Origin of the sequence: Herbaspirillum lusitanum (assembly GCF_026127345.1) — a bacterium.
Taxonomy (GTDB): domain Bacteria; phylum Pseudomonadota; class Gammaproteobacteria; order Burkholderiales; family Burkholderiaceae_D; genus Herbaspirillum; species Herbaspirillum lusitanum.
The window spans coordinates 26,827-51,806 of sequence record NZ_QXFG01000007.1; the positions used below are offsets into that span (position 1 = coordinate 26,827).

Below are 24,980 nucleotides of genomic sequence, written 5' to 3' on the forward strand. Positions count from 1 at the left end.
CTGCAGGCGCGGGGCGAATCCGGGCAATTCGGCGATAGTCGGCAAAGACGGGCGCGAAATAGAATAAAATGCCCGTCTGAACCCACGCAGGTAACCTCACGTTTATGTCCTACCAAGTCCTCGCCCGTAAATACCGCCCCCGCAGCTTCGACACGCTGGTCGGGCAGGAGCACGTCGTGCGGGCGCTGACGCATGCGCTGGAACAGCAACGGTTGCATCACGCCTACCTGTTTACCGGCACCCGCGGCGTCGGCAAGACGACCTTGTCGCGCATCCTGGCCAAATCGCTGAACTGCCAGGGCCCTGACGGCAATGGCGGCATCACCGCCCAGCCGTGCGGCGTCTGCGATGCCTGCGTCGCCATTGACGCCGGCCGCTTTGTCGATTACATCGAAATGGATGCGGCCTCCAACCGCGGCGTCGACGAAATGGCGCAATTGCTGGAGCAGGCGGTCTACGCGCCGTCCAATGCGCGCTTCAAGGTCTACATGATCGACGAAGTGCACATGCTCACCAATCATGCCTTCAACTCCATGCTGAAGACGCTGGAGGAGCCGCCGGAGCACGTCAAGTTCATCCTGGCGACGACCGATCCGCAAAAGATTCCCGTGACCGTGCTGTCGCGCTGCCTGCAGTTCAATCTGAAGCAGATGCCGCCGGGCCACATCATCGGCCATCTGGACAACATCCTCGGGCAGGAAAACATTGAATTCGAAGCACCCGCGCTGCGCCTGCTGGCGCAAGGTGCGCACGGCTCGATGCGCGACGCGCTGTCGCTGACCGACCAGGCGATCGCCTACGCCGCCGGCAAGGTCACGCTGGAAGCGGTGCAGGGCATGCTCGGCGCCCTCGACCAGTCCTACCTGATCCGTGTGCTCGATGCGCTGGCCACACAAGACGGCAGCGGCTTGCTCGCCGTGGCCGATGAGATGGCCACGCGCAGCCTGTCTTACAACGCCGCGCTGCAAGACCTGGCAACCTTGTTGCACCAGATCGCACTGGCGCAGACCGTTCCGGCGGCACTGGCCGAAGACTTGCCGCAGCGCGAAGACATCGTGCGTCTGGCGTCGCAATTCAGCGCTGAAGAAGCGCAGTTGTTCTATCAGATTGTCGTGCACGGCCGCAACGAACTCGGCTTGGCGCCGGACGAATATGCCGGCTTCAGCATGACCTTGTTGCGCATGCTGGCCTTCCGTCCCGTGGCTGCCAATGCGGCCGCTGCCGGCAGCGCTCCCGCACCGACAGCGGCGGCACGGCCCCAGGCTGCGGCACCGTCGCGTCCGAATCCTGCGGTCGCGCCTTTGAGCGCCGCGCCGCACGTCGCTACTGCCAGCACGCCGGTTGCGCGTCCTGCCGCAGCGGCTCCCGCTGCGCCTGCGGGGCCGGCCAATTCCGCGCGCGCCGCCGCCCTGGAAGCTGCCCGTGCAGCCTCCGGCAAGAGTTCGCCGCGTCCGGCTGCAGCACCAGCTGCGGGACCAGCTGTTGCTGCGCCAGCTCCGGCGCCTTCAGCGGTTCCGGCGGCACTGGACGAGCGGGCGCCGCCGCCGTGGGATGAAGAGCCGGCAACCGCCGCTGCTCAAAAAAAAACTGAACAATATTCAGCAGGCAACGCCGTAGCCGGGTTGGCAGCGGCTGCACCGGCGGCAGACGACGCCATTGTCGTCGCTGCGGCGCCTGCCAGCACAGTGACGCCGGCGATGGCGGCACAAACTGCCAGGATCGCCGCCGAACTCGGCTGGGACGGCAACTGGCCGCAACTGGCCGCCGATCTGTCGTTGCGCGGCATGGTGGCGCAAATGGCGCAGCAGAGCGAACTGGTGCGCTGCGAGCAGAGCGGCAACAGCGTGATTTTCCATTTGCGCATTCCGGTGGAAACCCTGCGCGCCTCGGGCAACATCGAAAAACTGACTGCCGTGCTGGGCGAGCGTTTCAACAAGAACGTACGCGTCGAAACCGAAATCGGCGCCGTGGCGCTGACGGCCAACGCCAGGGCGCAAGCCGATCGCGCCGAACGACAGCGTGAAGCCGAGCAGACCATGCAAAACGATCCGTTCGTCCAGGTCATGATGCGCGAATTCGATGCCTCCATCGTGCCGGGATCGATCCGGCCGTTGTAAGAAGCAGATTGCCGGGGAGGAAGCGTGGAATATGCCGAATGTTCCATTTCCGCCACGGCCGAAACAAGATGAATCAATTTAGTTAACAAGGAGTATGACCATGATGAAAGGCCAACTGGCAGGCTTGATGAAGCAGGCTCAAGCGATGCAGGACAACATGAAGAAGATGCAGGACCAGCTTGCATTGATCGAAGTCGAAGGACAGTCCGGCGCAGGGCTGGTCAAAGTCGTGATGACCTGTAAGAATGACGTCAAGCGCGTCACCATCGACCCGTCGCTGCTGGCCGACGACAAGGACATGCTGGAAGACCTGGTCGCCGCCGCCTTCAATGACGCCGTACGCAAGGCTGAAGCAACCTCGCAGGAAAAGATGGCTGGCATGACCTCCGGCATGCCTTTGCCGCCGGGCTTCAAGATGCCGTTCTGACGCGACAGCGAAGTCGCGACGATTTTGCAGGCTGCTTTCATGAGGAGGCATCATGTTCGTGATCTCGATTACCTATACCAAGCCAGCAAGCGAAATCGATTCGCTGCTGACCGCGCATAAGCAATTCCTGAACGAGCAGTATTCCGACGGCGTGTTCCTCATGTCCGGCCGCAAGGTCCCGCGCAGCGGCGGCATCATCATCGCCGATGCGACTGATCGCGCCGAAGTCGAAGCGATCATCGAAACCGATCCGTTCTATATCGGCGGCGTCGCCGAATATGAAATCACCGAATTTGTTCCATCCATGACGGCCGAAGCACTATCCGTCTTCCGGCATACCTCAGACCGAAATTGAAAACCCCGTCCAGTCTTACCCAGCTCACGGAATCCCTGCGCACCCTTCCCGGCATCGGTCCCAAATCGGCGCAGCGCATGGCCTATCACCTGCTGCAGCACGACCGCGACGGTGCCCTGCAACTGAGCCGCGCGCTGGCCCAGGCGGCCGAGACGATCCGTCACTGCGCGCTGTGCAATACCTTCACCGAGCAAGTCATCTGCGATACCTGCCAGGACGGCGGCCGCGACACCACGACCTTGTGCGTGGTCGAGACGCCGAGCGACCAGTTGATGATCGAGCAGACGCTGACCTTCAAGGGCCTGTACTTCGTGCTGATGGGACGCCTGTCGCCGCTGGACGGCGTCGGTCCCAAGGACATCCACATTGAAAAACTGATCACGCGCGCGACCGACGGCGTGGTCGCCGAAGTCGTACTGGCCACCAATTTCACCAACGAAGGCGAAGCCACCGCACATTACATCAGCGAGACGCTCAAGGCGCGCGGCCTCAAGGTCAGCCGCCTGGCGCGCGGCGTACCGGTCGGCGGCGAGCTGGAATACGTGGACGCCGGCACCATCGCGCGCGCCATGCTGGACCGGCGCACCACCTGATCACCTGATGCCGTGGTGACCAGCGCATCATGACGGACGATCTGCCGCAGAGCAGACGCCAGGGATGATCCAATCCATCCAGGAGACAAACATGCAATTTCTTTCCCGTTGTTCCGTTCGTTTGCGCTTGCCGGCATCGATGCTGGCGGCAATATTGGCATTGGCCGGTTGCGCCGCCTCGCCGACGGAGCGCAGCTACGAGGTCGCGGAAGTCGGCAGTTTCCACGTCGGCGGCAAGCAGGTGACGCTGGCGGGATTGCCGTCGCGCGAAATCGTGTTTACCGAAGGCGCCGCATCGCGCAAGGTCGATCCCAACGGCGACTTTGAAACCGGCCAGATGTACGCCCAATACATCAAGCTGAAAAATCCGCGGGCCCGCTATCCGCTGCTCATGTGGCACGGCGGCGGCCTCGCCGGCACGACGTGGGAAACCAAACCTGACGGCGCTCCCGGCTGGCAGCAATTCTTCCTGACGCAGGGACACTCCGTCTACGTGACCGACGCCGTGGAGCGCGGCCGCGCCTCCTGGTCGCGTTATCCCGAGGTCTACAAAACCGAGCCGTTCTTCCGCACCAAGCAGGAAGGCTGGGAGCTGTTCCGCATCGGCGCGGCTGGATCCTACGACAGCGATCCGGCCAAACGCGTGGCCTATGCCGGCACGCAGTTTCCGGTCGCCGCCTACGACCAGTTTTCCAAGCAGGGCATCCCGCGCTGGGCCAGCAATGACGCCGCCACGCAGGCCGCTTACGATACGCTGGTGCAAAAGGTCTGCCCCTGCGTGATCGTGGTGCACAGCCAGGGCGGCAACTTCGCCATCAACGCCGCGCTGCGTGCGCCGGACAAGATCAAGGCCATCGTGGCCGTCGAAGGATCCGGTGCGCCCGATCCCGACAAGGTCGATATCTCTGCGCTGAAAAATATTCCCTTCCTGTTTGTGTGGGGCGATTTCATCGATCAGAATACGTCCTGGAAGCAATACATCGTGGCGCCCGACAAATTCCAGCGGGCGTTGCGCGCGCAAGGCGGTGTGGCCGACCGGCTCGACCTGCCGCAACACGGCATCAAGGGCAACTCCCACATGCTGATGATGGACCGCAACTCCGATCAGGTCGCTGCATTGGTGCAGGCCTGGATGGACAAGAACGGATTGATGAAATAACCTGCCACTCCTCATTCATGACAACCACTACACCATCTCCCGGTCCGTTGGCCGGCATCAAAGTACTTGAACTCGGCACGCTGATCGCCGGCCCGTTCTGCTCGCGCATGCTGGCCGAATTCGGCGCCGACGTGATCAAGGTCGAAGCGCCGGGCGTCGGCGATCCCTTGCGCCAGTGGCGCGTGCTCAAGGACGGCACCTCGCTGTGGTGGTCGGTGCAGGCGCGCAACAAAAAAAGCCTGACCCTCAACATGAAGGATCCGCAGGCCCAGGACATCGCGCGCAAGCTGGCGCTGGAAGCCGACATCATCATCGAGAACTATCGTCCCGGCGTGCTGGAGAAATGGAACCTCGGCTATGAAGACCTGAAGAAACTCAATCCCGCCATCATCATGGTGCGCCTGTCCGGCTACGGCCAGACTGGGCCGCTGAAGGACTTGCCGGGCTTCGGCGCGATCGGCGAATCGATGGGCGGCATCCGCTACGTATCCGGTCATCAGGATCGCCCGCCGGTGCGCATCGGCATTTCCATCGGCGACTCGGTCGCCGCCTTGCATGGCGTCATCGGCGCGATGATGGCGCTGCGCCACCGCGACGTCACCGGCGGTCGCTGGAACGGCAAGGACGGAGAACTGCGAGTGGCAGGGCAGGGCCAGATGGTCGACGTCGCGCTGTACGAATCGGTCTTCAACCTGATGGAATCGCTGGTGCCCGAATTCGACCAGGCCGGCGTGGTGCGCGAACGCACCGGCGGCGCCTTGCCCGGCATCGTGCCGTCCAACACCTACACCACCGCCGACGGCAAGAACGTCGTGATCGCCGGCAACGGCGACGCCATCTTCAAGCGCCTGATGCTGGCCATCGACCGCGCGGACATGGCCAACGACCCGCAATTGGAGCGCAACGACGGCCGTGTGCCGCGTACCGAAGAAATCGACCGCGCCATCCAGGCCTGGTGCAGCGGCAAGACCATCGACGAGGCGCTGGCGATCCTGCAGGCCGCCGACGTGCCGGTGGGCAAGATCTATTCGGTGCGCGACATGATGAGCGATCCGCAATTCCTGGCGCGCAACATGTTCGAACAGCATGCATTTGCCGACGGTACGCCGATCAAATTGCCTGCGGTGACGCCTAAATTGTCGGAGACGCCGGGCGGCACCAAATGGATCGGTCCGGAGCTCGGGCAGCATAACGCTGAAATCTTGCGTTCGCTGGGGTATGATGACGCACAAATTGCGCAGTTGCGCCAAGATAAGGTCATTTGAAGGCAGTGAAAACTGCCGAACGACACGGCAAAACACAAGCAGATATTGCAAAGATCATAGGAGGAGACCACATGAAATTCAACCTGAAGCAATTCGCCATTGCGCTGGCGCTGTTCCTGGCCGGCTACCTGACATTCAACACCAACCTGTTCGCCCAGGCGCTGGAAAAACCGAAGGTTTCCATCGCCGTCGGCGGCAAGAACCTGTTCTACTACCTGCCTCTGACGGTCGCCGAGCAACTCGGCTACTTCAAGGATGAAGGCCTGCAAGTCGAGATCTCCGATTTCGCCGGCGGCGCCAAGGCCCTGCAGGCCATGGTCGGGGGCAGCGCGGACGTGGTGTCCGGCGCTTACGAGCACACCATCAACATGCAGGCAAAGAACCAGCCCATCGTCGCTTTCGTGCTGCAAGGCCGCGCGCCGCAGATCGTGCTGGCCGCCAGCAACAAGACCATGCCGAACTACAAGAGCGTGGCCGACCTGAAGGGCAAGAAGATCGGCGTCACCGCACCCGGCTCCTCGACCAGCATCATGGCCAGTTTCGTGCTGGCCAAGGCCGGCCTGAAGCCGACCGACGTGTCCTTCATCGGCGTTGGCGCGGCAGCAGGCGCGTTGTCGGCGCTGCGTTCCGGCCAGATTGATGCGATCGCCAACCTGGATCCGGTCATCTCCATGCTGGAGCAAAAAAACGAGATCAAGATCATCGCCGACACCCGTACGCTGAAGGACACCAACGACGTGTTCGGCGGCCCGATGCCGGCTGCCACGCTGTATGCGCCGGAAGCTTTCATCAAGAAATATCCGAACACCACCCAGGCCCTGACCAACGCCATGGTGCGCGCGCTCAAGTGGATCCAGCAAGCTGGTCCTTCCGACATCATCAAGGCGGTGCCGGAAAGCTATCTGCTGGGCGACCGCGCGTTGTACATCTCGGCCTTCCTGAAGGTGCGTGAGGCGATGTCGCCGGACGGCATCTTCCCGGACGCCGGTCCCGCCACTGCGCTGCGCACGTTGCAAGCATTCGAGCCTGACCTGGCCAGCAAGAAGATCGACCTGTCCAGGACTTACACCAACGAGTTCGCCAGGAAGGCCAACGCCAAGCACAAGTAAGCGTTGAGTAATACAAAACACACGGGCGCCTTCGGGTGCCCGTCTGCAATTTTCAGTGCCGTATTTTTGCCGTGACGATGTAATAGCCGATGTACCAACCGATGCACCAACCGATGCACCATCCGATGTCCCTCTCGATGTCTTTTTTCAACATACAAGAATTCGGCCTGGCCGGAGACTCCTCGCTATGACGCCAGCACTTTTCCTCGACGACATTACCTGCACCTTCGTTTCCAAAGACGATCGCAACCAGCGCTATACCGCCGTCGCCAATACCACGCTGGCGATCGCACCGGGCGAGTTCGTCTCGGTGGTCGGTCCGACCGGCTGCGGCAAGTCGACCCTGCTCAATGTCGGCGCCGGCCTGCTGCAACCTTCTTCGGGCAGCATCAAGGTGTTCGGCGAAGAACTGGTCGGCATCAACCAGCGCGCCGGCTACATGTTCCAGGCCGAAGCGCTGATGCCGTGGCGCAGCGCGTTGCAAAACGTCATCGCCGGCCTGCAATACCGCGGCCTCGAAGACGGTGAAGCGAAGGCGCTCGGTGAACAATGGCTGGCGCGCGTCGGCCTCAAGGGCTTCGGCGACCGCTATCCGCATCAACTGTCCGGCGGCATGCGCAAGCGCGTGGCGCTGGCGCAGACGCTGATCATGGATCCGGACATCATCCTCATGGATGAACCGTTCTCGGCGCTCGACATCCAGACCCGCCAGCTCATGGAAAACGAAGTGCTCGACCTGTGGAACGCCAAGAAGAAAGCCGTGCTGTTCATCACCCACGACCTCGACGAAGCGATTGCCATGTCGGACCGCGTGGTCGTGCTGTCGGCCGGTCCGGCCACGCACCCCATCGGCGAATTCACGATCGACCTGCCGCGTCCGCGCGACGTCGCCGAGATTCGCACGCATCCACGCTTCGTCGAACTGCACCAGCAGATCTGGTCGGTCCTGCGCGATGAAGTGCTCAAGGGATATCAACAACAGAAGACCGCGGCTTAGGCTTAAGCCAACGGCGGCCGGCACCTATAAAAATTCGGGCAAAGAAACATCATGTGGAAACTCCTCAAACCTAGTCATAAAAACCTGCTCTTCTGGCAATTGCTGGTGCTGGTCGTGGTACTGGCGGTGTGGCATATCGCCACGCGCAATGAACAGACCGCGTTCTTCTTCGGCGAGCCGCTCAAGGTCGCCGTACGCATCTGGCAGTGGTTCACCGTCGGCAGCGGTTCACTCGAAGTCGGTTTCGGCGACACCACTTTCTTCACGCTGAACTTCCCGGCGGAAATCTATTCGCATCTGCTGGTCACGCTGACCGAAACCGTGCTGGCTTTCGGCATCGGCACCGTACTGGGCCTGGGCATCGGCCTGTGGCTGGCGCTGTCGCCGCTGGCGTCGGCGATCCTTGATCCTTATGTCAAGGCCGCCAACTCGATGCCGCGCGTCATCCTCGCGCCGATTTTCGCGATGTGGTTCGGCCTCGGCATCTGGTCCAAGGTGGCGCTGGCGGTGACGCTGGTGTTCTTCATCGTCTTCTTCAACGTCTACCAGGGCGTGAAGGAAGTCAGCCCGGTGGTGCTGGCCAACGCCCGCATGCTCGGCGCCAACGCGCGTCAGTTGCTGCGCACGGTGTACCTGCCGTCGGCGACCTCGTGGGTGTTTTCCAGCCTGCACACGTCCATCGGCCTGGCTTTCGTCGGCGCCGTGGTGGGTGAATACCTGGGTTCGGCGCGCGGTGTCGGCTATCTGATTTTGCAGGCGGAAGGCAGCTTCGACATCAACACCGTGTTTGCCGGCATCGTCGTGTTGACGGCGTTTGCGCTGGTGCTCGACGTTGCCGTGGGCGTGATCGAGAAGCGCCTGATGAAGTGGCAGCCGAAATCGGGTGAGACCGAAAAAATGTAGCCGGTGCAGCATGCCCGGCTTCGGACCGGCCGCAGCAATAAAAAAAGGGCGCTGATGCGCCCCTTTTTTTCGTCTGCGACAGCAAGATCAGCGCAAGCCATCCACGATCTTGTCCAGCTTGACGGCATCAGCGCAGAACTGGCGGATGCCTTCGGCGAGCTTTTCGGATGCCATGGCGTCGTCGTTGAGCGCCAGGCGGAAGCTCTTCTCGTCCAGCGAAATTTGCTTGAGGTCGGCCGATTGCGCGGCTTCCTTGCTCAGCTTGCGTTCCACCGGCGCATCGCTTTCGGCCAGCTTTTGCAACAGGTCCGGGCTGATGGTCAGCAGGTCGCAGCCGGCCAGTTCGACGATCTGCGAAGTGTTGCGGAAGCTCGCGCCCATGACTTCGGTGGCGTAGCCGAACTTGCGGTAATAGGTGTAGATGCTGCGCACCGATTGCACGCCCGGATCGTCGGCGCCGGTATATTCCTGGCCGGACGATTTCTTGAACCAGTCATAGATGCGGCCGACGAACGGCGAGATCAGCTGGACCCTGGCTTCGGCGCAGGCGATCGCTTGCGGCAGCGAGAACAGCAGCGTCAGGTTGCAGCGAATGCCTTCCTTTTCCAGCACTTCGGCCGCGCGGATGCCTTCCCAGGTCGAGGCGATCTTGATCAGGATGCGCTCGCGCCCGATGCCGGCCGCTTCATACAGCTTGATCAGCGCGCGGCCCTTGGCGATGGTGCCTTCGGTGTCGAACGACAGGCGCGCATCGGTTTCGGTCGAGACGCGGCCGGGGATCAACTTCAGAATCTCCAGGCCGAAGGCCACCAGCAACTGGTCGATGATGCCATCGGTGCCCAGCTTGCCATGCTCGCGCACGACCTTTTCCAGCAGCGGCTTGTACTCGTCCTTTTGCACGGCCTTGAGGATCAGCGACGGGTTTGTCGTCGCGTCTTGCGGCGCGAATGCCTTCATCGCCTGGAAGTCGCCGGTGTCGGCCACGATGGTGGTGTATTGCTTGAGTTGGTCTAGCTGAGTCATGGCAATCAATCTCGATGTGATGAACTAAATGACATTCTAACGTGGGATGCCGGCTTCACCGTTTTTTTGGCAACGGCGCACCGATGGCATTGAGCGATTCCAGATACGCGCCCAGCGGATGATAGAAGTCGGTCTTGCCGTGCGGCGGCTTTTCGGGGCCGTAGCGCGTATTGTCGCGCCGCAGGATGCGATACCAGCCGCCGCGTTGCTGATCGATCAGGTGCTGCATGCTGTATTGCCAGAGCTGGTCGTAGACTTCCCAGTAGATGTCTTCGCCGGTGCGTTGCGCCAGCAGGGCGGCGGTCGCCAGCGACTCGGCCTGCACCCAGAAATACTTGTCGCCGTCGCAGACGCTGTTGTCGGGCGCGATGCCGTAGAACAGGCCGCCGTGCTCTTCATCCCACGCCACCGGAATGGTGGCGTCGAACAGGGCGCGGGCGCGCGGCGCCAGCCAGCTGGCATCGTCCTGCAAGTGCTCGGCGTGGCGTTCGAGGATCAGCAGCAACTTGGACCATTCCGTCATGTGGCCCGGCTGGTAGCCCCAGGGGCGGAACATGTTGGTGTTGTCGTGCTTGTTGTATTCCCAGTCGATCTTCCAGTCGGCGCTGTAGTGTTCCCAGATCCAGCCGTTGGCCAGTGCCGCCTGGCGTACCGTGATGTTGCGCGCGAGGCGTTCGGCGCGATGCAGGAAGCGCGGTTCGCCGGTCGCCTCGAAGGCGGCCAGCAAGGCTTCGCAACTGTGCATGTTGGCGTTCTGGCCGCGATAGTCCGAGACCACGCCTTCGGGCGTTGCTTCGTCGGCGTAGAGGCCATACTGCTCCGACCAGAACAGTTTCTCCATGTGGTTGAACGTTGCATCGATGTGGGCACGGGCCTCCCCGACGCCGATTTCAAACGCATGGGCATACGCCAGCAGCACGAAGGCCAGGCCGTAGCAATGCTGGGTGCGGTCGACCGGCACGCCGTCCTTGAGCACCCAGGCATAGCCGCCGTAGCTCGGTTGCCAATGCTGTTCCTGCAGGAATTTGAGACCGTGGCGCACGGCGTCGCGATGTTCTTCCTTGCCGTTGAACCGGTAGGCCAGCGCGTGGCAAAACACCATGCGCGTGCTGTTGACCAGATGACGGCTGGTGTCGTACACGCTGCCGTCGTCGTTGAGGTAATGGAAGAAACCGCCAGCGGGGTCGAACGCGTGTTGCGTGAAGAAACCGATGTCGCGTTGCAGGCGCTCGTGCAGGAAGGCGGGCGTGCGGAAAGGAGTGGTTTGTGTCGTAGTCGAATTCATGGAAAAGCTCGGCGTAAAGATCAGCTTAAGATTAAGAGTTAGCTAAAAAAATCAACTAAAAAAATCAGCGGAAGAACGAATCGAATTGCATGTCGAATTTTTGCAGCGACTTCTGGGCATTCTGCATCTTCTTGCGGAACTCCGGGCCGCGCCGCAGCGCCAGGCCCACCGCCAGGATGTCGATCACCACCAGATGCGCGAGGCGCGCCGAAATCGGCGTGTAGGGGTCGATGTTGAAACTGAGGTCGATCGGCACCAGGACAGTCGCCAGTTCAGCCAGCGGCGTGCCGCTCGGTCCCAGCACGATGATGTCGGCGCCGCCCTTGCGCGCCAGCTGCACGCTGCGCAGCAACGCGGCGTTGCCGCCGCGCTGCGAGATCGCCACCACGGCGTCGCCGGGTTTGAGCAGCGAGGCGGCGATGCTGTGGATGTGCGGATCGGAGTAAGCCACGGTCGGCACGCCCGAGCGGAAGAATTTGTGTTGCGCGTCGTTGGCCACGATGCCCGAAGTGCCCTGGCCGTAGAACTCGATCTTGCTGGCGCGCGCCAGCACGTCCAGCGCCAGCTGGATGGCGTCCGGATTGAGATGATTGCGCAGGTCCAGCAGCGTGTTGATCGAGCGGCTGCAGATCTTGTTGACCAGGTCCACCGCAAGGTCGTCCTGCGCCAGCGATTCGTCCGCGCCGGGCAGCGCCAGCGCCAGGCTTTGCGCCAGCTTCAGCTTGAAGTCATGCCAGCCTTCGTAACCAATGGCGCGGCAGAAGCGGATCACGGTCGGCTCCGACACCTCGGCATTCTTCGCCAGCGCGGTCAGGTTTTCCTGCAGCGCCAGTTGCGGATTGGCGAGGATCGCGGCCGCTACCTTCTTCTCCGATTTGGAGAGCGAATTGATATGCGTGCGGATGGAGTCGAGTAGCATGGACTTTGTCGGGCCTCTGATATGGCATGCCGCCGGTGACGTCATCGTCTCGGCGCATGATTGGAACTTAAACTTCGGGCAGCGCTTCTTCACGCCACTGCAGGCCGTCGCGACCGATCAGCGCGCTGGCTGCGGCCGGGCCCCAGGTGCCGGCGCTGTAGGGAATCGGATCGCTTTCTTCCTGGTCCCAGTGTTCCAGGATCGGCTCGACCCATTCCCATGCTGCTTCCAGTTCATCGCTGCGCATGAACAGCGTAAGCTGGCCGCGCAGCACGTCGAGCAGCAGGCGCTCGTAGGCTTCCATGCGTGGCGTCTTGAATTTTTCGCGGAAATCCAGTTCCAGTTCCACCGGCTTCAGGCGCATGCCGTCGCCCGGCGTCTTGGCCATCAGGTTCATGTGCAGGCCTTCGTCCGGCTGCAGGCGGATCACCAGGCAGTTCGGCGTGCTGCGGCTGTTCTGCGCGAAGATCGAATGCGGCACGCTCTTGAAGCGCACCACGATTTCGGCCAGGCTGTCGGCCATGCGTTTGCCGGTGCGCAGGTAGAACGGCACGCCGGCCCAGCGCCAGGTGTCGATCTCGGCCTTGACGGCGACGAAGGTCTCGGTGCGCGAATCGGGATTGGCGTCTTCTTCCTTGCGATAGCCCGGCACTGCCACGCCATTGACGTGGCCGGCGCGATATTGGCCGCGCACCACGTTCATGGCCAGCGTGCTCGGCGTAAAGCGTTTGAGAGAGCGCAAGACCTTCAGTTTTTCATCGCGTACGGAGTCGGCCGAATTCGATACCGGCGGCTCCATCGCGACGATGCAGAGCAGCTGCAGCAGATGGTTTTGCAGCATGTCGCGCAGTGCGCCCGACGTGTCGTAGTAATCGAAGCGGCCGCCCACGCCGAGTTCTTCGGCGATGGTGATCTGCACGTCGGAAATCCATTCGCGACGCCACAGCGGTTCGAACAGCACATTGCCGAAGCGCAGCGCCAGCAGGTTCTGCACGGCTTCCTTGCCGAGGTAGTGATCGATGCGGAAGATCTGCGATTCGCTGAAATAGCGGCCGACCTGCTTGTTGATTTCCTTGGCGCTTTCGAGGTCGTGGCCGAGCGGTTTTTCCAGCACTACGCGTGCATTCGGTGTCGCCAGTCCGGCTTGCGACAGATTGTCGCAGATCATCGAGAACAGAGTCGGCGGCGTCGCCAGGTAGAACACGCGCGAGATCGCGGGATCGTCGCGCATGGCGGCCACCAGGTTCTGGTAGGTGGCCGGTTCCTTGGCGTTCAGCGAGACATATTGGATGCGGCCGCAGAAACGCTGCCAGACGTCGGCTTCCAGAGTGGCGCTGCTGACGTGCGGCTTGGAATTCTTCTCGACGATTTGCAGGAAGTCTTCATTGCTCTTGTTGTCGCGACCGATACAGATGATGCGTGCGCTCGGCACCAGATCGCGGGCACGGTCACGCGCGTACAACGCAGGCAACAGCTTGCGCATGGCGAGGTCGCCGGTGCCGCCGAATAGAACCAGGTCAAAATCGGAAATAGCCATAGCAGTCTTCTTGTCGGTTTGTTGTTCGGTAAACGTAAATTGGCATATCAATTCTTTGTATCGGACAAGGCCTTCTTCGCCAGCGCAATCAGCGCATTGGTGGAGCAGTCGTGTCGCGCCGGCACCGCTTCGCCCGACAGTTCCGACTGGATGGTCTTGGCCAGCACCTTGCCCAGTTCCACGCCCCATTGGTCGAAGCTGTTGATGCCCCAGATCGTGCCTTGCACGAAGGTCTTGTGCTCGTACAGCGCGATCAGGGCGCCCAGCGTGGCCGGCGTCAAGGCGTCGAGCAGCAGCGTATTGCTCGGGCGGTTGCCGCTGAAGGTCTTGTGCGGCAGCAGGAAATTGATTTCATCATCATCGACGCCCAGCTTCTTCAGGTCCTCGCGGACCTCTTCGGCCTGCTTGCCGCGCATGAAGGCTTCCGACTGCGCAAAGCAATTGGCCAGCAGCACGGCATGATGGCCCGGCAAGTCGTGCGTTGCGTGCAGCACGGCGATGAAATCGATCGGCGTGATGTCGGTACCCTGATGCAGCAGCTGGAAGAATGCGTGTTGACCGTTGGTGCCGACGTCGCCCCAGATGAACGGACAAGTCGCCACGCCGACGGCGCTGCCGTCGCGCGTGATGCGCTTGCCGTTGCTTTCCATTTCCAGCTGTTGCAGGTAAGCGGGAAAGTGGCGCAGGTCGTGATGGTAAGGCGCGATCGACAGTGATTCGCTGTTGAAGCAGTTGCGGTTCCAGATGCCGATCAGCGCCTGGATGATGGGCATGTTCTGCTCCAGCGGCGCTTCGCAGAAATGCTTGTCCATCGCATGGGCGCCGGCCAGCAGCTCGCTGAAATTCTTGAAGCCGATCGCCAGCGCAATCGACAGGCCGATCGACGACCACATCGAATAGCGTCCGCCGACCCAGTCCCAGAACGGGAACATGTTGTCGGTATCGATGCCGAAGGAGCGTACGGCTTCCGTGTTTGTCGAGACAGCGACGAAGTGCTTTGCCAGATCGTCCACGCTTGCGCGTTGCAGGAACCAGTCGCGCGCCGAGCCGGCGTTCATCATGGTTTCCTGCGTGGTGAAGGTCTTGGAGGCGACGATGAACAATGTTGTCTCGACGTCAACGCGCTGCAGCGCATCGTGCAGATCATGGCCGTCGACGTTGGAGACGAAGTGCATCGTCAGGCGCGGATGGGCGAAGGTGCGCAGCGCCGTGCAGGCCATTTGCGGACCCAGATGCGAGCCGCCGATGCCGATGTTGACGATGTCGGTGATCGGTTTGCCGCTCAGGCCCAGCCACTGGCCTTCGCGCACGCGTTCGGTGAAGCCGTGAATGCGATCCAGAACCGCATGAACGTCGGCGCCGATGTGCTGTCCATCAACTTGCAGGGCCTGACCGCGCGGTGCGCGCAGGGCAGTGTGCAGGACTGCACGGTGTTCGGTGAAGTTGATCTTCTCGCCGTTGAACATGGCGGCGCGTTGCCGCTCCACGCCACGTTCGCGCGCCAGCTCGAACAGCAACTTGAGCGTAGTATTGTCGACACGGTTTTTGGAGTAATCGAACAGGATGCCGGCAGCCTTGACGGTCATGTGGTCGAAACGTTGGGGGTCGGCGGCGAACAGGTCGCGCATGTGCCGGTCGCGGACCTCGGCATGGTGAGACAAAAGTGCTTGGAAGGCTGCGGTCGCGGTAAGTGCTGTATGCGGCATGTTCTGCAATCTTGGCTGAAAGTAACGGGTATGGAAGAATCTTTACTATACAGGATTTACTACTTTTATGGTAATTTCACTACAATATTAATTGTCGTGCAATGCCGATTGTATCTCGTACAGCGCCTGTTTACAGTCGTTAGTGCTTGAAAATGCAAAATGGTTTCAATTAAATGTAGCCAGATAAAACAAGCGAAAGAAGGAGTTTTATTTAAAATTTTGTAGTAAAATTACATTTGTTAACGCTATCAGGAACCCAACATGTCTCTCAACGCTACCTTAGCCAGCGTCACGCGACGCATCGCCGAACGTAGTCGGCCCTATCGCACCGCCTATCTCGCCCGCCTTGACGCCGCGCGTCATGAAGGTGTGCAACGCGGAGCGCTGTCGTGTACCAACCTGGCGCACGGCTTCGCCGCTTTTCCCGCCAACGACAAGCTCAAACTGAAGCAGGATCGTGCGCCTTCCATCGCCATCGTTTCGTCATACAACGACATGTTGTCGGCACATCAACCTTTTGAGCGCTACCCGCAAATCATCCGCGACGCGGTGCGTGAAGACGGCGGCGTGGCGCAGTTCGCCGGCGGCGTGCCCGCCATGTGCGACGGCATCACGCAAGGCCAGACCGGCATGGAGCTGTCGCTGTTCTCGCGCGACGCCATCGCCATGGGCACCGCAGTCGCGCTGTCGCACAACATGTTCGACGCCGCGCTGTACCTGGGCGTGTGCGACAAGATCGTACCCGGCCTGCTGATCGGCGCATTGCACTTCGGCCACATTCCTGCGGTATTTGTTCCCGCCGGTCCGATGACCAGCGGCATGACCAATAGTGAAAAGGTCAAGATCCGCCAGTTGTATACAGAAGGCAAGATCGGCCGCGCCGAATTGCTCGAAGCCGAATCGAAGTCGTATCACGATGCCGGCACCTGCACCTTCTACGGCACCGCCAACAGCAACCAGATGCTGATGGAAGCGATGGGCCTGCATTTGCCCGGTTCCGCCTTCATCACCCCGAACACGCCGATGCGCGACGCGCTGACCGCCGCCGCCGCCAAACAGGCGCTGAAGATTACCGCGCAAGGCCAGCAGTACACACCGGTCGGCCGCCTGGTCGACGAGAAGTCCATCGTCAACGCCATCGTCGCGCTGCTGGCGACGGGTGGCTCTACCAATCACACGCTGCATCTGGTCGCCATCGCCAAGGCCGCCGGCCTGGTGATCGACTGGGATGATTTCTCCAAGCTGTCCTCGGTCGTGCCGCTGGTGACGCGCATCTATCCGAATGGCACTGCCGACGTCAATCATTTCCACGCCGCCGGCGGCACCGGTTTCGTGTTGCGCGAGCTGATCGACGCCGGTCTGATGCATGACGACGTCATGACCATCCTGGGCCAGGGCCTGCGCGCCCACGCCACGGAACCGTTGTTCGACGATGCCGGCAAGGTCACCTGGAAGGCGACGCCGAAAGACAGCGGCGACGATACCGTGTTGCGTCCCGCGACCAACCCGTTCTCGGCAGACGGCGGCCTGAAGCTGCTGCAAGGCAATCTGGGCCGCTCGGTCATCAAGGTCTCGGCAGTCAAGCACGAGCACCGCGCCGTGCAGGCGCCGGCCATCGTGTTCCATTCGCAGGAAGCCTTCATGAAGGCCTTCAAGGCCGGTGAGCTGGACAAGGATTTCGTCGCCGTCCTGACGTTCCAGGGGCCGCGCGCCAACGGCATGCCGGAACTGCATGCGCTAACGCCGGCGCTGGGCATCCTGCAGGACAAGGGCCGCCACGTGGCGCTGGTCACCGACGGCCGCATGTCGGGCGCATCGGGCAAAGTGCCGGCGGCGATCCACGTGACGCCGGAAGTCCTGGCCGGCGGACCGTTGGGTTTTGTGCGGACTGGCGATATGATTCGTCTGGACGCCGAAGCCGGCATCCTGGAAGCGCTGGTGTCGGAAACCGAATGGGCTGCGCGCACATCGGATACCGCCAACCTGGCAGGCAACCAGACCGGCATGGGCCGTGAATTGTTCGGCGTGTTCCGCGCCAATGTGAGCGCGGCAGAAGAGGGCGGCACCAGCTTTGGTCTGCCTCCAATCCTCGAAAATGAGAAAGCGACAGTATGAATATCCTGGAAATCATGCGTACTTCGGCGGTCATCCCCGTGATCGCCATCGACAAACTGGAACACGCCGTGCCGCTGGCCAAGGCGCTGGTGGCAGGCGGCATCCGCGTGCTCGAAGTGACCCTGCGCACCGAACACGGCCTGCCCGCGATCCGCGCCATCGCCGAACAGGTGCCTGACGCCATCGTCGGCGTCGGCACCCTGACCAGCCCGGAAGAATTCACCGCCTCGCGCGATGCCGGCGCCGTATTCGGCGTCTCGCCCGGCCTGACGGCAGCGCTGATCGCCGCCGCCAAGTCCAGCGGCCTGCCTTTGCTGCCGGGCGTGATGACGCCGTCGGAAGTGATGGCGGCGCGCGAAGCCGGTTTCCGCCAGTTGAAATTGTTCCCGGCGATGCAGGCAGGCGGCATCGGCATGCTCAACGCGATTGCCGGTCCGCTGGGCGACGTCACGTTCTGCCCGACAGGCGGCGTCTCGCAAGAGACCGCGCCGCAATTTTTAGCCTGCAAGAACGTCGCCTGCGTCGGCGGTTCCTGGCTGACGCCGAAGAACGCCATCGAAATCGGCGACTGGCACAAGATCACCGCATTGGCCAAGGCGGCCAGCGCACTGCGTCTGTAATCCTCATGTAATCCCGGTGGCGCTTTCGCGGTAGCGCAGCGTCACAATGCACAACGCCCTTGCTGATTCCAGCAAGGGCGTTGTCGTTTGCAGCGGCAGATTTTATGCGGGCTTCAACTCCAGTTTTCGGCTTACACCGGCGACACCGCCGCGCTCTTTTTCTTATACGCCGCCACCAGCAACACGATGCCGAGAATAATCATCGGCACCGACAGCATCTGTCCCGCTGAAATCGTGATGCCACCGAAGCTGACGTTGTAGTCCGGGGTGCGGAAATATTCGGTGAAGAAGCGTGCGCAGCCATACAGCAGCGAGAACATGCCGGCCACCGCCATGCGCGGGCGCGGCTTGCGCGAGAAGAACCACAGGATGACGAACAGCAGGATGCCGTCGACCAGCATCTGGTAGATCGGCGAAGGATGGCGCGGCAGGTTGTCGACGTTGGGCCAGATCATGGCCCACGGCAGCGAGGCATCGGCGACGCGGCCCGGCAGTTCGGCGTTGATGAAGTTGCCGAGGCGGCCGGCTGCATAGCCCAGCGGCACCATCGGCGCGATGAAGTCCATGATGTCCATCAGATGGCGACCGCGCTTGCGACCCCAGATGTACATTGCGATCATTACGCCGAGGAAGCCGCCGTGGAAGGACATGCCGCCTTTCCATACCGCGATGATGTCGGCCGGATTGGCGAAATAGTAGCTCGGGTTATAGAACAGGACTTCGCCGAGACGCCCGCCGATGACCACGCCCAGGACGCCGTAGAACAGCATGTCGTCGAGGTCTTCCTTCTTCCAGCCGACCGCGGCGATGTGCGGTTGTCTGATGCGCAGGCGGCCCAGCGCGATGAACTGGGCGAACGCCAGCAGATACATCAGGCCGTACCAGTGCACCTGCAGCGGGCCGATGGAAAAGGCGATCGGGTCGGGCATCGGGTGGATCAGCATGGAAATTCTTTCAAACGATAGTAGGTGATGAAGGTGGCAAACCGGCTCAGGCCGGCGGTGACGCCACCATGTCAAGAAACGCGCGCAGCACCGGCGACGCACTGTCGCGTCGCCAGGCCAGCCCGGTTTCAATCAGGGGCGTCTTGCCGCTCAGCGGGCGGTAATCGACGCCGGGACGCTGCAGGTTAGACACGGATTGTGGCACAAGTGCCATGCCCATGCCAGCCGACACCAGGCCGACGATGGTCTGCATCTGGATCGCTTCCTGGCCGATGTGCGGCGTCACGCCGGCATCACGGAAGCAGCTCAGGATGGTGTCGTGAAAGGCGGGCGAAATGCGGCGCGGGAAAATGATCAGGGGCAGCTCGCGCAGGCTTTTGAGCGCTACGGCGTTCTTGCCGCGCACCACGCCGCTCGGGACCGCGGCCACCAGCGGTTCCGACAGCAGCGGCAGGTAATCAAGCGCGGCCTTGGATTTGTCCGGCAGCGGCGGCAACAGCAGGCCGGCGTCGATCTTGCCCTGCATCAGGTCTTCCAGCTGGATGTCGGTGGTGGCTTCGCGCAGGTCGATCTGCACCTGCGGATAGCGCGCGCGGAAGCGCTGCAGCAGCGGCGGCAAGATGCTGTAGTCGGCAGTCGAGATGAATGACAATGAGAGCAGTCCGGAAGCACCGCTGGCGGCACGTCGCGCCAGGTCGGGCAGTGCGCTCGCCTGTTGCAGGAGGCGCTGCGCTTCGGGCAGCAGGGCCAGCCCGGCCGGCGTCAACGCGACGCTGCGCTTGGTGCGGGCAAACAGCGGCGTGCCCAGCATTTCTTCCAGCGCCTGGATGGTTTGCGACAACGGCGGTTGCGTCATATGCAGCCGGATGGCGGCGCGGCCGAAGTGTTTTTCCTCGGCAACGGCGACGAAATAGCGCAGTTGGCGCAGCTCCAGGCGGGACTCGGTATTCATTCTAGTAATATGCAATCCATATTTATCGGTAATGAATCATATATTTGACAGCAGGCATCGCGCAAGGCACTCTAACCGGCAGCCAGAACCGCGTCCGCGCCATCATCGAACAATCGGACAGGTTCGCGCCAGTTTCGCTTCTGGTGCGAGCCTGCCCACACCTATTTCGGCTCAGTTCACTCAGTTTGAATTCCTCCAGGAGACCAGCAATGTCATTCAACCGCCGTTCAAAGAACATTACCCAAGGCGTTTCGCGTAGCCCCAATCGCTCGATGTATTACGCCCTCGGGTATGAAAAGGAAGACTTCGACAAGCCGATGATCGGCATCGCCAACGGTCATTCCACCATCACACCCTGCAACTCCGGCCTGCAAAAGCTGGCCGACGTGGCGATTTCCGCGATTAAGCAGGCCGGCGCCAATCCGCAGGTGTTCGGCACGCCGACCATTTCCGACGGCATGTCGATGGGCACGGAAGGCATGAAGTACTCGCTGATTTCGCGCGAAGTCATTGCCGACTGCATCGAGACGGCGGTCAACGGCCAGTGGATGGACGGCGTCGTCGTCATCGGCGGCTGCGACAAGAACATGCCGGGCGGCATGATCGCGCTGGCGCGCACCAACGTGCCGGGCATCTACGTCTACGGCGGCACCATCAAGCCAGGCAACTGGAAAGGCAAGGACCTGACCATCGTCTCGGCCTTTGAAGCCGTCGGTGAATTCTCCGCCGGCCGCATGTCGCAGGAAGACTTCGACGGCATTGAGCGCAATGCCTGTCCTTCGTCCGGTTCCTGCGGCGGCATGTACACCGCCAACACCATGTCGTCGGCGTTCGAAGCGCTGGGCATGGGCTTGTTCTACTCCTCGACCATGGCCAACCCCGACGACGAAAAGACCGGCTCCGCCGCCGAGTCGGCGCGCGTGCTGGTCGAAGCCGTCAAGAAGGACATCAAGCCGCGCGACATCATCACGCGCAAGTCGATCGAGAACGCCGTCTCGCTGATCATGGCGACCGGGGGCTCCACCAACGCCGTGCTGCACTTCCTGGCCATCGCCCACGCGGCGGAAGTCGAATGGACCATCGACGACTTCGAGCGCGTGCGCCAGAAAGTCCCGGTCATCTGCGATCTCAAGCCGTCCGGCAAATATGTCGCCACCGACCTGCACAAGGCCGGCGGCATCCCGGCAGTGCTGAAGGTGTTGCACGAAGCCGGCCTGCTGCATGGCGACTGCCTGACCATCACCGGCAAGACGCTGGCCGAAGAACTGGCGAATATCCCTGGGCTGCGCGCCGACCAGGATGTCATTCGTCCGATCGACAAGGCGCTGTACAAGCAAGGCCATCTGGCCATCCTCAAGGGCAACCTGGCGCCGGAAGGCTGCGTGGCCAAGATCACCGGCCTCAAGAATCCGGTCATTACCGGCCCGGCCCGTGTATTCGACGATGAATACAGCGCCATGGACGCCATCCTGGCCGACAAGATCAAGCCGGGCGACGTGCTCGTGATGCGCTACCTGGGACCGAAGGGCGGCCCCGGCATGCCGGAAATGCTGGCGCCGACTTCCGCGCTGATCGGCAAGGGCCTGGGCGAATCGGTCGGACTGATCACCGACGGCCGTTTCTCCGGCGGCACCTGGGGCATGGTGGTCGGTCACGTGGCGCCGGAAGCGTTCGTCGGCGGCGTCATCGGTCTGGTGGAAGAGGGCGACTCGGTCACCATCGATGCGCGCCAGTTGCTGATCCAGCTCAATGTCGACGACGCTGAAATCGAGCGCCGCCGCAGCCACTGGAAGCAACCGGCGCCGCGTTACACGCGCGGCGTATTGGCCAAGTACGCGACGTTGGCGTCGACTGCCAGCAAGGGCGCCGTTACGGGCTGATGGCGTTTTTCAATGCCATGCGCAAGTGGTAAAAAAGCCGGAGCGATCCGGCTTTTTTAATACGTTTCCTCATCGGTAAACGCATCTCGTTTTTATCTGCCGCATGCACGTCAAAAAACATGATGTTTATATGCGCCGGCGCATACAGCTGTCCTTCCAATCGGTTGTAGAATACGCAGAACTTCTTGGAGGGTAATAATGAAAAAGCTTCTATTCATCGCATCAGCTGTGCTGGCTTTCGGCGTCTCCGCCCAGGCTTCTGCCAATGCAGATCTGGCCAAGGCAAAGAACTGCATGGCCTGCCATTCGATCCAGACCAAGATCGTCGGTCCGGCGTTCAAGGACGTGGCAAAGAAGTACGCCGGTCAGAAGGATGCCGAAGACAAGCTGACGCAAAAAGTGTTGAAGGGCGGTTCCGGCGTGTGGGGCGCGATCCCGATGCCGGCCAACGCGCAAGTGTCGGAAGCCGAAGCGCGCACGCTGGTGAAATGGGTGCTGACGCTGAAGTAAGCACTACGCATGCCGCATCGAAAGCGTCCGCAAGGGCGCTTTTTTATTTCCTGCAGCATTCCCCCTGTCGCACCTTCCGTAAATCGTATCGACAATAAAAAACGCGCCTGACTTTCATCAGGCGCGTTCTCATGCAAAAGCTGCAGAAGCGGAAGCTTACTTGACCACAGCCAGCAGGGTGCGTTCACCCTTCTTGTATGTGTACAGAGTCAGCGAACCGTTCTTGATGTCGCCCTTGGCGTCGAAGGCGATAGTGCCTGTCACGCCCTTGTGGCTGATCTTTGCCAGTTCAGGCAGGTACTTGGCCGGATCAGCCGAATTTGCCTTCTTCATTGCGTCGGCGACAGTCAGCGTTGCATCGTAAGCGTATGCAGCGTTATAGACCACGTCGATGCCGAACTTCTTCTTGTAGGCTGCGCGGAAGTCGTCCATGCCCTTCTTGCCGGACTCGTCCACACCGCCTGCTTCAGCGCAGACGACCTGGTCGTCGATCAAGCCATCGCCTGCCAGACCTGGCAGGGAACCGGTACAGATACCGTCGCCGCCCATGAACTTGGCAGTGATGCCCAGTTGCTTCATCTGACGCAGCATCGGGCCGCCGACAGCATCCATGCCGCCGAAGAACACGACTTCAGGCTTCTTGGCCTTGATCGAAGTCAGGATCGCGTTGAAGTCGGTTGCCTTGTCGTTGGTGAATTGCTTGCCGACGATGGTCGCGCCCGCGCCTTGTGCACCCTTGGCGAATTCTTCAGCAACGCCCTGGCCGTATGCGGTGCGGTCGTCGATGACGGCGACGTTCTTGGTCTTCAGTGCGGTGACGGCGTATTTACCCAGCACGGCGCCCAGTTGTGCATCGTTGGCGACCACGCGGAAGGCGGTCTTGAAGCCTTGTTGCGTGTACTTCGGATTGGTGGCCGATGGCGACACTTGCGGGATGCCTGCGTCGTTGTAGATCTTCGATGCCGGGATGGTGGTGCCGGAATTCAAGTGACCGATAACTGCGGCGACCTTCTGGTCGACCAGCTTGGTGGCGACGGCAGTCGCTTGCTTCGGATCCGATGCGTCGTCTTCACCGATCAGTTCGAATTTGACTTTCTTGCCGCCGATCATGAAACCCTTGGCGTTCAGTTCGTCAATCGCCATGCGGGCGCCGTTTTCATTGTCCTTGCCCATGTGGGCGTTCGGGCCGGAGAGTGGACCGACGTGAGCGATCTTGATGACTTCCTGTGAATAAGCTGCGCCGGCAAAAGCCAGTGCGATGGCGCCGGTCAATGGAATAATTGTGCTCTTGAGTTTCATAAATTCCCTCTGTAGATTGAAATAAACTACGCTTGCTCAGGACTGCTGAAAATCTCTTCCGGCTCGCATCCTTCGTTGTCTTCCTCCGAAGCGGCCGATGTTCCTGATTTTGCAACAGCCTCTTTTTTGCTTATTCAGAGACGTTTCGCAGATACAAAACACCCTGTACTATTCAACGTCGGTTTCCGAATAATGCAGACGGTACAACATAAGAAACGGCTTGCAAAGGTTTTTTGAGTGCCGAATTGAAAAAAATTGAACTTTCGTTTTTATGCCCAAATACCATACGCTCGACAAGGTCGATCGCAAGCTCCTGAACCTGCTGCAAAAGGACAATCAGATTCCGACTCGTATCCTGGCGGAGAAATTGCATATATCGCAACCGACCTGCCTGCGGCGCATCCGCGAGCTGCGCGAAGCCGGCATCATCAACGCTGAAGTGGCGATGGTGGACCCGTTTGCGCTGGGCTACGGCATGCTGGCTTTCCTTGAGATTTCGCTCAACAACCAGTCCGACGAGCATATGCAGGAGTTCGAGCAGCGCATGGCCAAGGAGGCCGAAGTGATGCAGTGCTACTTCGTGTCGGGCGAATATGACTATTTTCTGGCGGTGCATGTGATCGATATGGATGCGTACTATCAGTTCGTGCGCCGCGTCATTTCCGGCTCCGGAAATGTCCGTCACTTCCAGTCGCGTTTCCCGATGAAGCGAGCCAAGTTCGCCACACGGATCGCGTTTGACGAAAAAGCTGCCGAAATTCAGGTGCGTGTGCCGGAGTAGGGCGCAGCAGCAAAGCCAACTTCTTAGCACTTTCTGTGCCTGCGGCGTTTTTTCGCGGACGTCAAGCCGACGGGAGATGCGCTGGCCCGCGCCGATGTTGACTGTTCGCATCTCGATAAAATTTGCAGAGCGCTCCTCGTCTGTGCTAACTTTGCGCCTGCCAGCGACGATACGGTGCAGCAACTTTGTCCGATGCACCAAATCCAATCGTCGTACCCATATCGGCTGCAGGTAGTCTGACTAAGCCGAATCCGCTGCGACCAGCGAACCATACAAGCGAACCCGATCGAGATTCAGCCTGCGCTGGCCCGGTCACGGCGCCCATCCATTTCACGTATCGACGCATTGAAGTATTGCCGCGCAGACGGCGAACATGGCGCGTCCAATCCGAAAACGCCTGGCAAGCGTGCACATGCGACAGTGTTCATTGCCAGTCACACATCATCAACCTTGCCGCCCGGCGGCAGACCAGAAGGGAAATCGT

At 61.1% G+C, this 24,980-nt stretch carries 22 protein-coding genes; 14 read left to right on the forward strand and 8 right to left on the reverse strand.

Annotated features, from left to right (window positions below; translation table 11 throughout):
• Positions 1-104 precede the first annotated feature (104 nt).
• From DXT88_RS07590 to DXT88_RS07630, 9 genes are all read left to right on the forward strand, one after another.
• Positions 105-2,117, forward strand: a complete 2,013-nt coding sequence (locus tag DXT88_RS07590; protein WP_265212395.1) for a DNA polymerase III subunit gamma/tau — start codon at positions 105-107, stop codon at positions 2,115-2,117.
• Between the two features lie 100 nt (positions 2,118-2,217).
• Positions 2,218-2,544, forward strand: a complete 327-nt coding sequence (locus tag DXT88_RS07595; RefSeq protein ID WP_029363177.1) for a YbaB/EbfC family nucleoid-associated protein — start codon at positions 2,218-2,220, stop codon at positions 2,542-2,544.
• A gap of 52 nt (positions 2,545-2,596) precedes the next feature.
• A complete protein-coding gene (locus tag DXT88_RS07600) occupies positions 2,597-2,899 on the forward strand; it encodes a YciI family protein (RefSeq protein WP_016833065.1) in 303 nt (100 codons plus the stop codon).
• On the forward strand, positions 2,896-3,492 hold the full coding sequence (gene recR / locus DXT88_RS07605; protein WP_016833064.1) for a recombination mediator RecR: 597 nt from the start codon (positions 2,896-2,898) through the stop codon (positions 3,490-3,492). Before DXT88_RS07600 ends, recR begins: the two co-directional genes overlap by 4 nt.
• 91 nt (positions 3,493-3,583) lie before the next feature.
• Entirely contained in the window at positions 3,584-4,651 is a 1,068-nt protein-coding gene (locus DXT88_RS07610) for an alpha/beta hydrolase family protein (protein WP_265212400.1), read from the forward strand.
• 17 nt (positions 4,652-4,668) lie between these two features.
• A complete protein-coding gene (locus DXT88_RS07615) occupies positions 4,669-5,916 on the forward strand; it encodes a CaiB/BaiF CoA transferase family protein (protein WP_029363175.1) in 1,248 nt (415 codons plus the stop codon).
• Between the two features lie 71 nt (positions 5,917-5,987).
• Positions 5,988-7,025 (forward strand): ABC transporter substrate-binding protein, encoded by a 1,038-nt coding sequence (locus tag DXT88_RS07620; RefSeq protein ID WP_016833061.1) that lies wholly within the window; start codon positions 5,988-5,990, stop codon positions 7,023-7,025.
• A gap of 187 nt (positions 7,026-7,212) precedes the next feature.
• A complete protein-coding gene (locus DXT88_RS07625; RefSeq protein ID WP_016833060.1) occupies positions 7,213-8,022 on the forward strand; it encodes an ABC transporter ATP-binding protein in 810 nt (269 codons plus the stop codon).
• Between the two features lie 51 nt (positions 8,023-8,073).
• Positions 8,074-8,925, forward strand: a complete 852-nt coding sequence (locus DXT88_RS07630; protein WP_029363174.1) for an ABC transporter permease — start codon at positions 8,074-8,076, stop codon at positions 8,923-8,925.
• An 87-nt stretch (positions 8,926-9,012) separates the two neighbouring features.
• On the opposite strand, the gene tal is transcribed toward DXT88_RS07630, so the two are convergent.
• From tal to pgi, 5 genes are all read right to left on the reverse strand, one after another.
• The gene (gene tal / locus DXT88_RS07635) at positions 9,013-9,948 is read right to left on the reverse strand and encodes a transaldolase (RefSeq protein ID WP_016833058.1); all 936 of its coding nucleotides are present in this window, start codon (positions 9,946-9,948) and stop codon (positions 9,013-9,015) included.
• Positions 9,949-10,003: 55 nt separating this feature from the next.
• On the reverse strand, positions 10,004-11,233 hold the full coding sequence (locus DXT88_RS07640) for an AGE family epimerase/isomerase (RefSeq protein ID WP_265212404.1): 1,230 nt from the start codon (positions 11,231-11,233) through the stop codon (positions 10,004-10,006).
• A 64-nt stretch (positions 11,234-11,297) separates the two neighbouring features.
• Positions 11,298-12,152, reverse strand: a complete 855-nt coding sequence (locus DXT88_RS07645) for an SIS domain-containing protein (protein ID WP_116433752.1) — start codon at positions 12,150-12,152, stop codon at positions 11,298-11,300.
• Positions 12,153-12,219: 67 nt separating this feature from the next.
• Positions 12,220-13,689: a glucose-6-phosphate dehydrogenase gene (gene zwf / locus DXT88_RS07650; RefSeq protein ID WP_029363173.1), complete on the reverse strand. Its 1,470-nt coding sequence runs from the start codon at positions 13,687-13,689 to the stop codon at positions 12,220-12,222.
• Positions 13,690-13,736: 47 nt separating this feature from the next.
• A complete protein-coding gene (pgi, locus tag DXT88_RS07655; protein ID WP_265212409.1) occupies positions 13,737-15,395 on the reverse strand; it encodes a glucose-6-phosphate isomerase in 1,659 nt (552 codons plus the stop codon).
• A gap of 261 nt (positions 15,396-15,656) precedes the next feature.
• Between pgi and edd the strand changes: the two genes are divergently transcribed.
• Both edd and eda read left to right on the forward strand, forming a co-directional pair.
• Complete coding sequence (edd, locus tag DXT88_RS07660) at positions 15,657-17,510, forward strand: phosphogluconate dehydratase (protein WP_265212411.1); 1,854 nt, start codon at positions 15,657-15,659, stop codon at positions 17,508-17,510.
• Complete coding sequence (eda, locus tag DXT88_RS07665) at positions 17,507-18,130, forward strand: bifunctional 4-hydroxy-2-oxoglutarate aldolase/2-dehydro-3-deoxy-phosphogluconate aldolase (protein ID WP_016833053.1); 624 nt, start codon at positions 17,507-17,509, stop codon at positions 18,128-18,130. Before edd ends, eda begins: the two co-directional genes overlap by 4 nt.
• A gap of 131 nt (positions 18,131-18,261) precedes the next feature.
• Here the strand turns inward: eda and lgt are convergent, their stop codons facing one another.
• Both lgt and DXT88_RS07675 read right to left on the reverse strand, forming a co-directional pair.
• Positions 18,262-19,074, reverse strand: a complete 813-nt coding sequence (lgt, locus tag DXT88_RS07670) for a prolipoprotein diacylglyceryl transferase (protein WP_016833052.1) — start codon at positions 19,072-19,074, stop codon at positions 18,262-18,264.
• Between the two features lie 46 nt (positions 19,075-19,120).
• Positions 19,121-20,026: a LysR substrate-binding domain-containing protein gene (locus DXT88_RS07675; RefSeq protein ID WP_016833051.1), complete on the reverse strand. Its 906-nt coding sequence runs from the start codon at positions 20,024-20,026 to the stop codon at positions 19,121-19,123.
• A gap of 209 nt (positions 20,027-20,235) precedes the next feature.
• On the opposite strand from DXT88_RS07675, the gene ilvD reads away from it, so the two are divergent.
• Positions 20,236-21,906, forward strand: a complete 1,671-nt coding sequence (gene ilvD, locus DXT88_RS07680; protein ID WP_029363171.1) for a dihydroxy-acid dehydratase — start codon at positions 20,236-20,238, stop codon at positions 21,904-21,906.
• 198 nt (positions 21,907-22,104) lie between these two features.
• Complete coding sequence (locus DXT88_RS07685; protein ID WP_016833049.1) at positions 22,105-22,416, forward strand: c-type cytochrome; 312 nt, start codon at positions 22,105-22,107, stop codon at positions 22,414-22,416.
• 156 nt (positions 22,417-22,572) lie between these two features.
• Here DXT88_RS07685 and DXT88_RS07690 read toward each other — a convergent pair whose 3' ends face one another.
• The gene (locus DXT88_RS07690; protein WP_029363170.1) at positions 22,573-23,715 is read right to left on the reverse strand and encodes a branched-chain amino acid ABC transporter substrate-binding protein; all 1,143 of its coding nucleotides are present in this window, start codon (positions 23,713-23,715) and stop codon (positions 22,573-22,575) included.
• A gap of 271 nt (positions 23,716-23,986) precedes the next feature.
• On the opposite strand from DXT88_RS07690, the gene DXT88_RS07695 reads away from it, so the two are divergent.
• A complete protein-coding gene (locus tag DXT88_RS07695) occupies positions 23,987-24,496 on the forward strand; it encodes an Lrp/AsnC family transcriptional regulator (RefSeq protein ID WP_016833047.1) in 510 nt (169 codons plus the stop codon).
• Positions 24,497-24,980 lie beyond the last annotated feature (484 nt).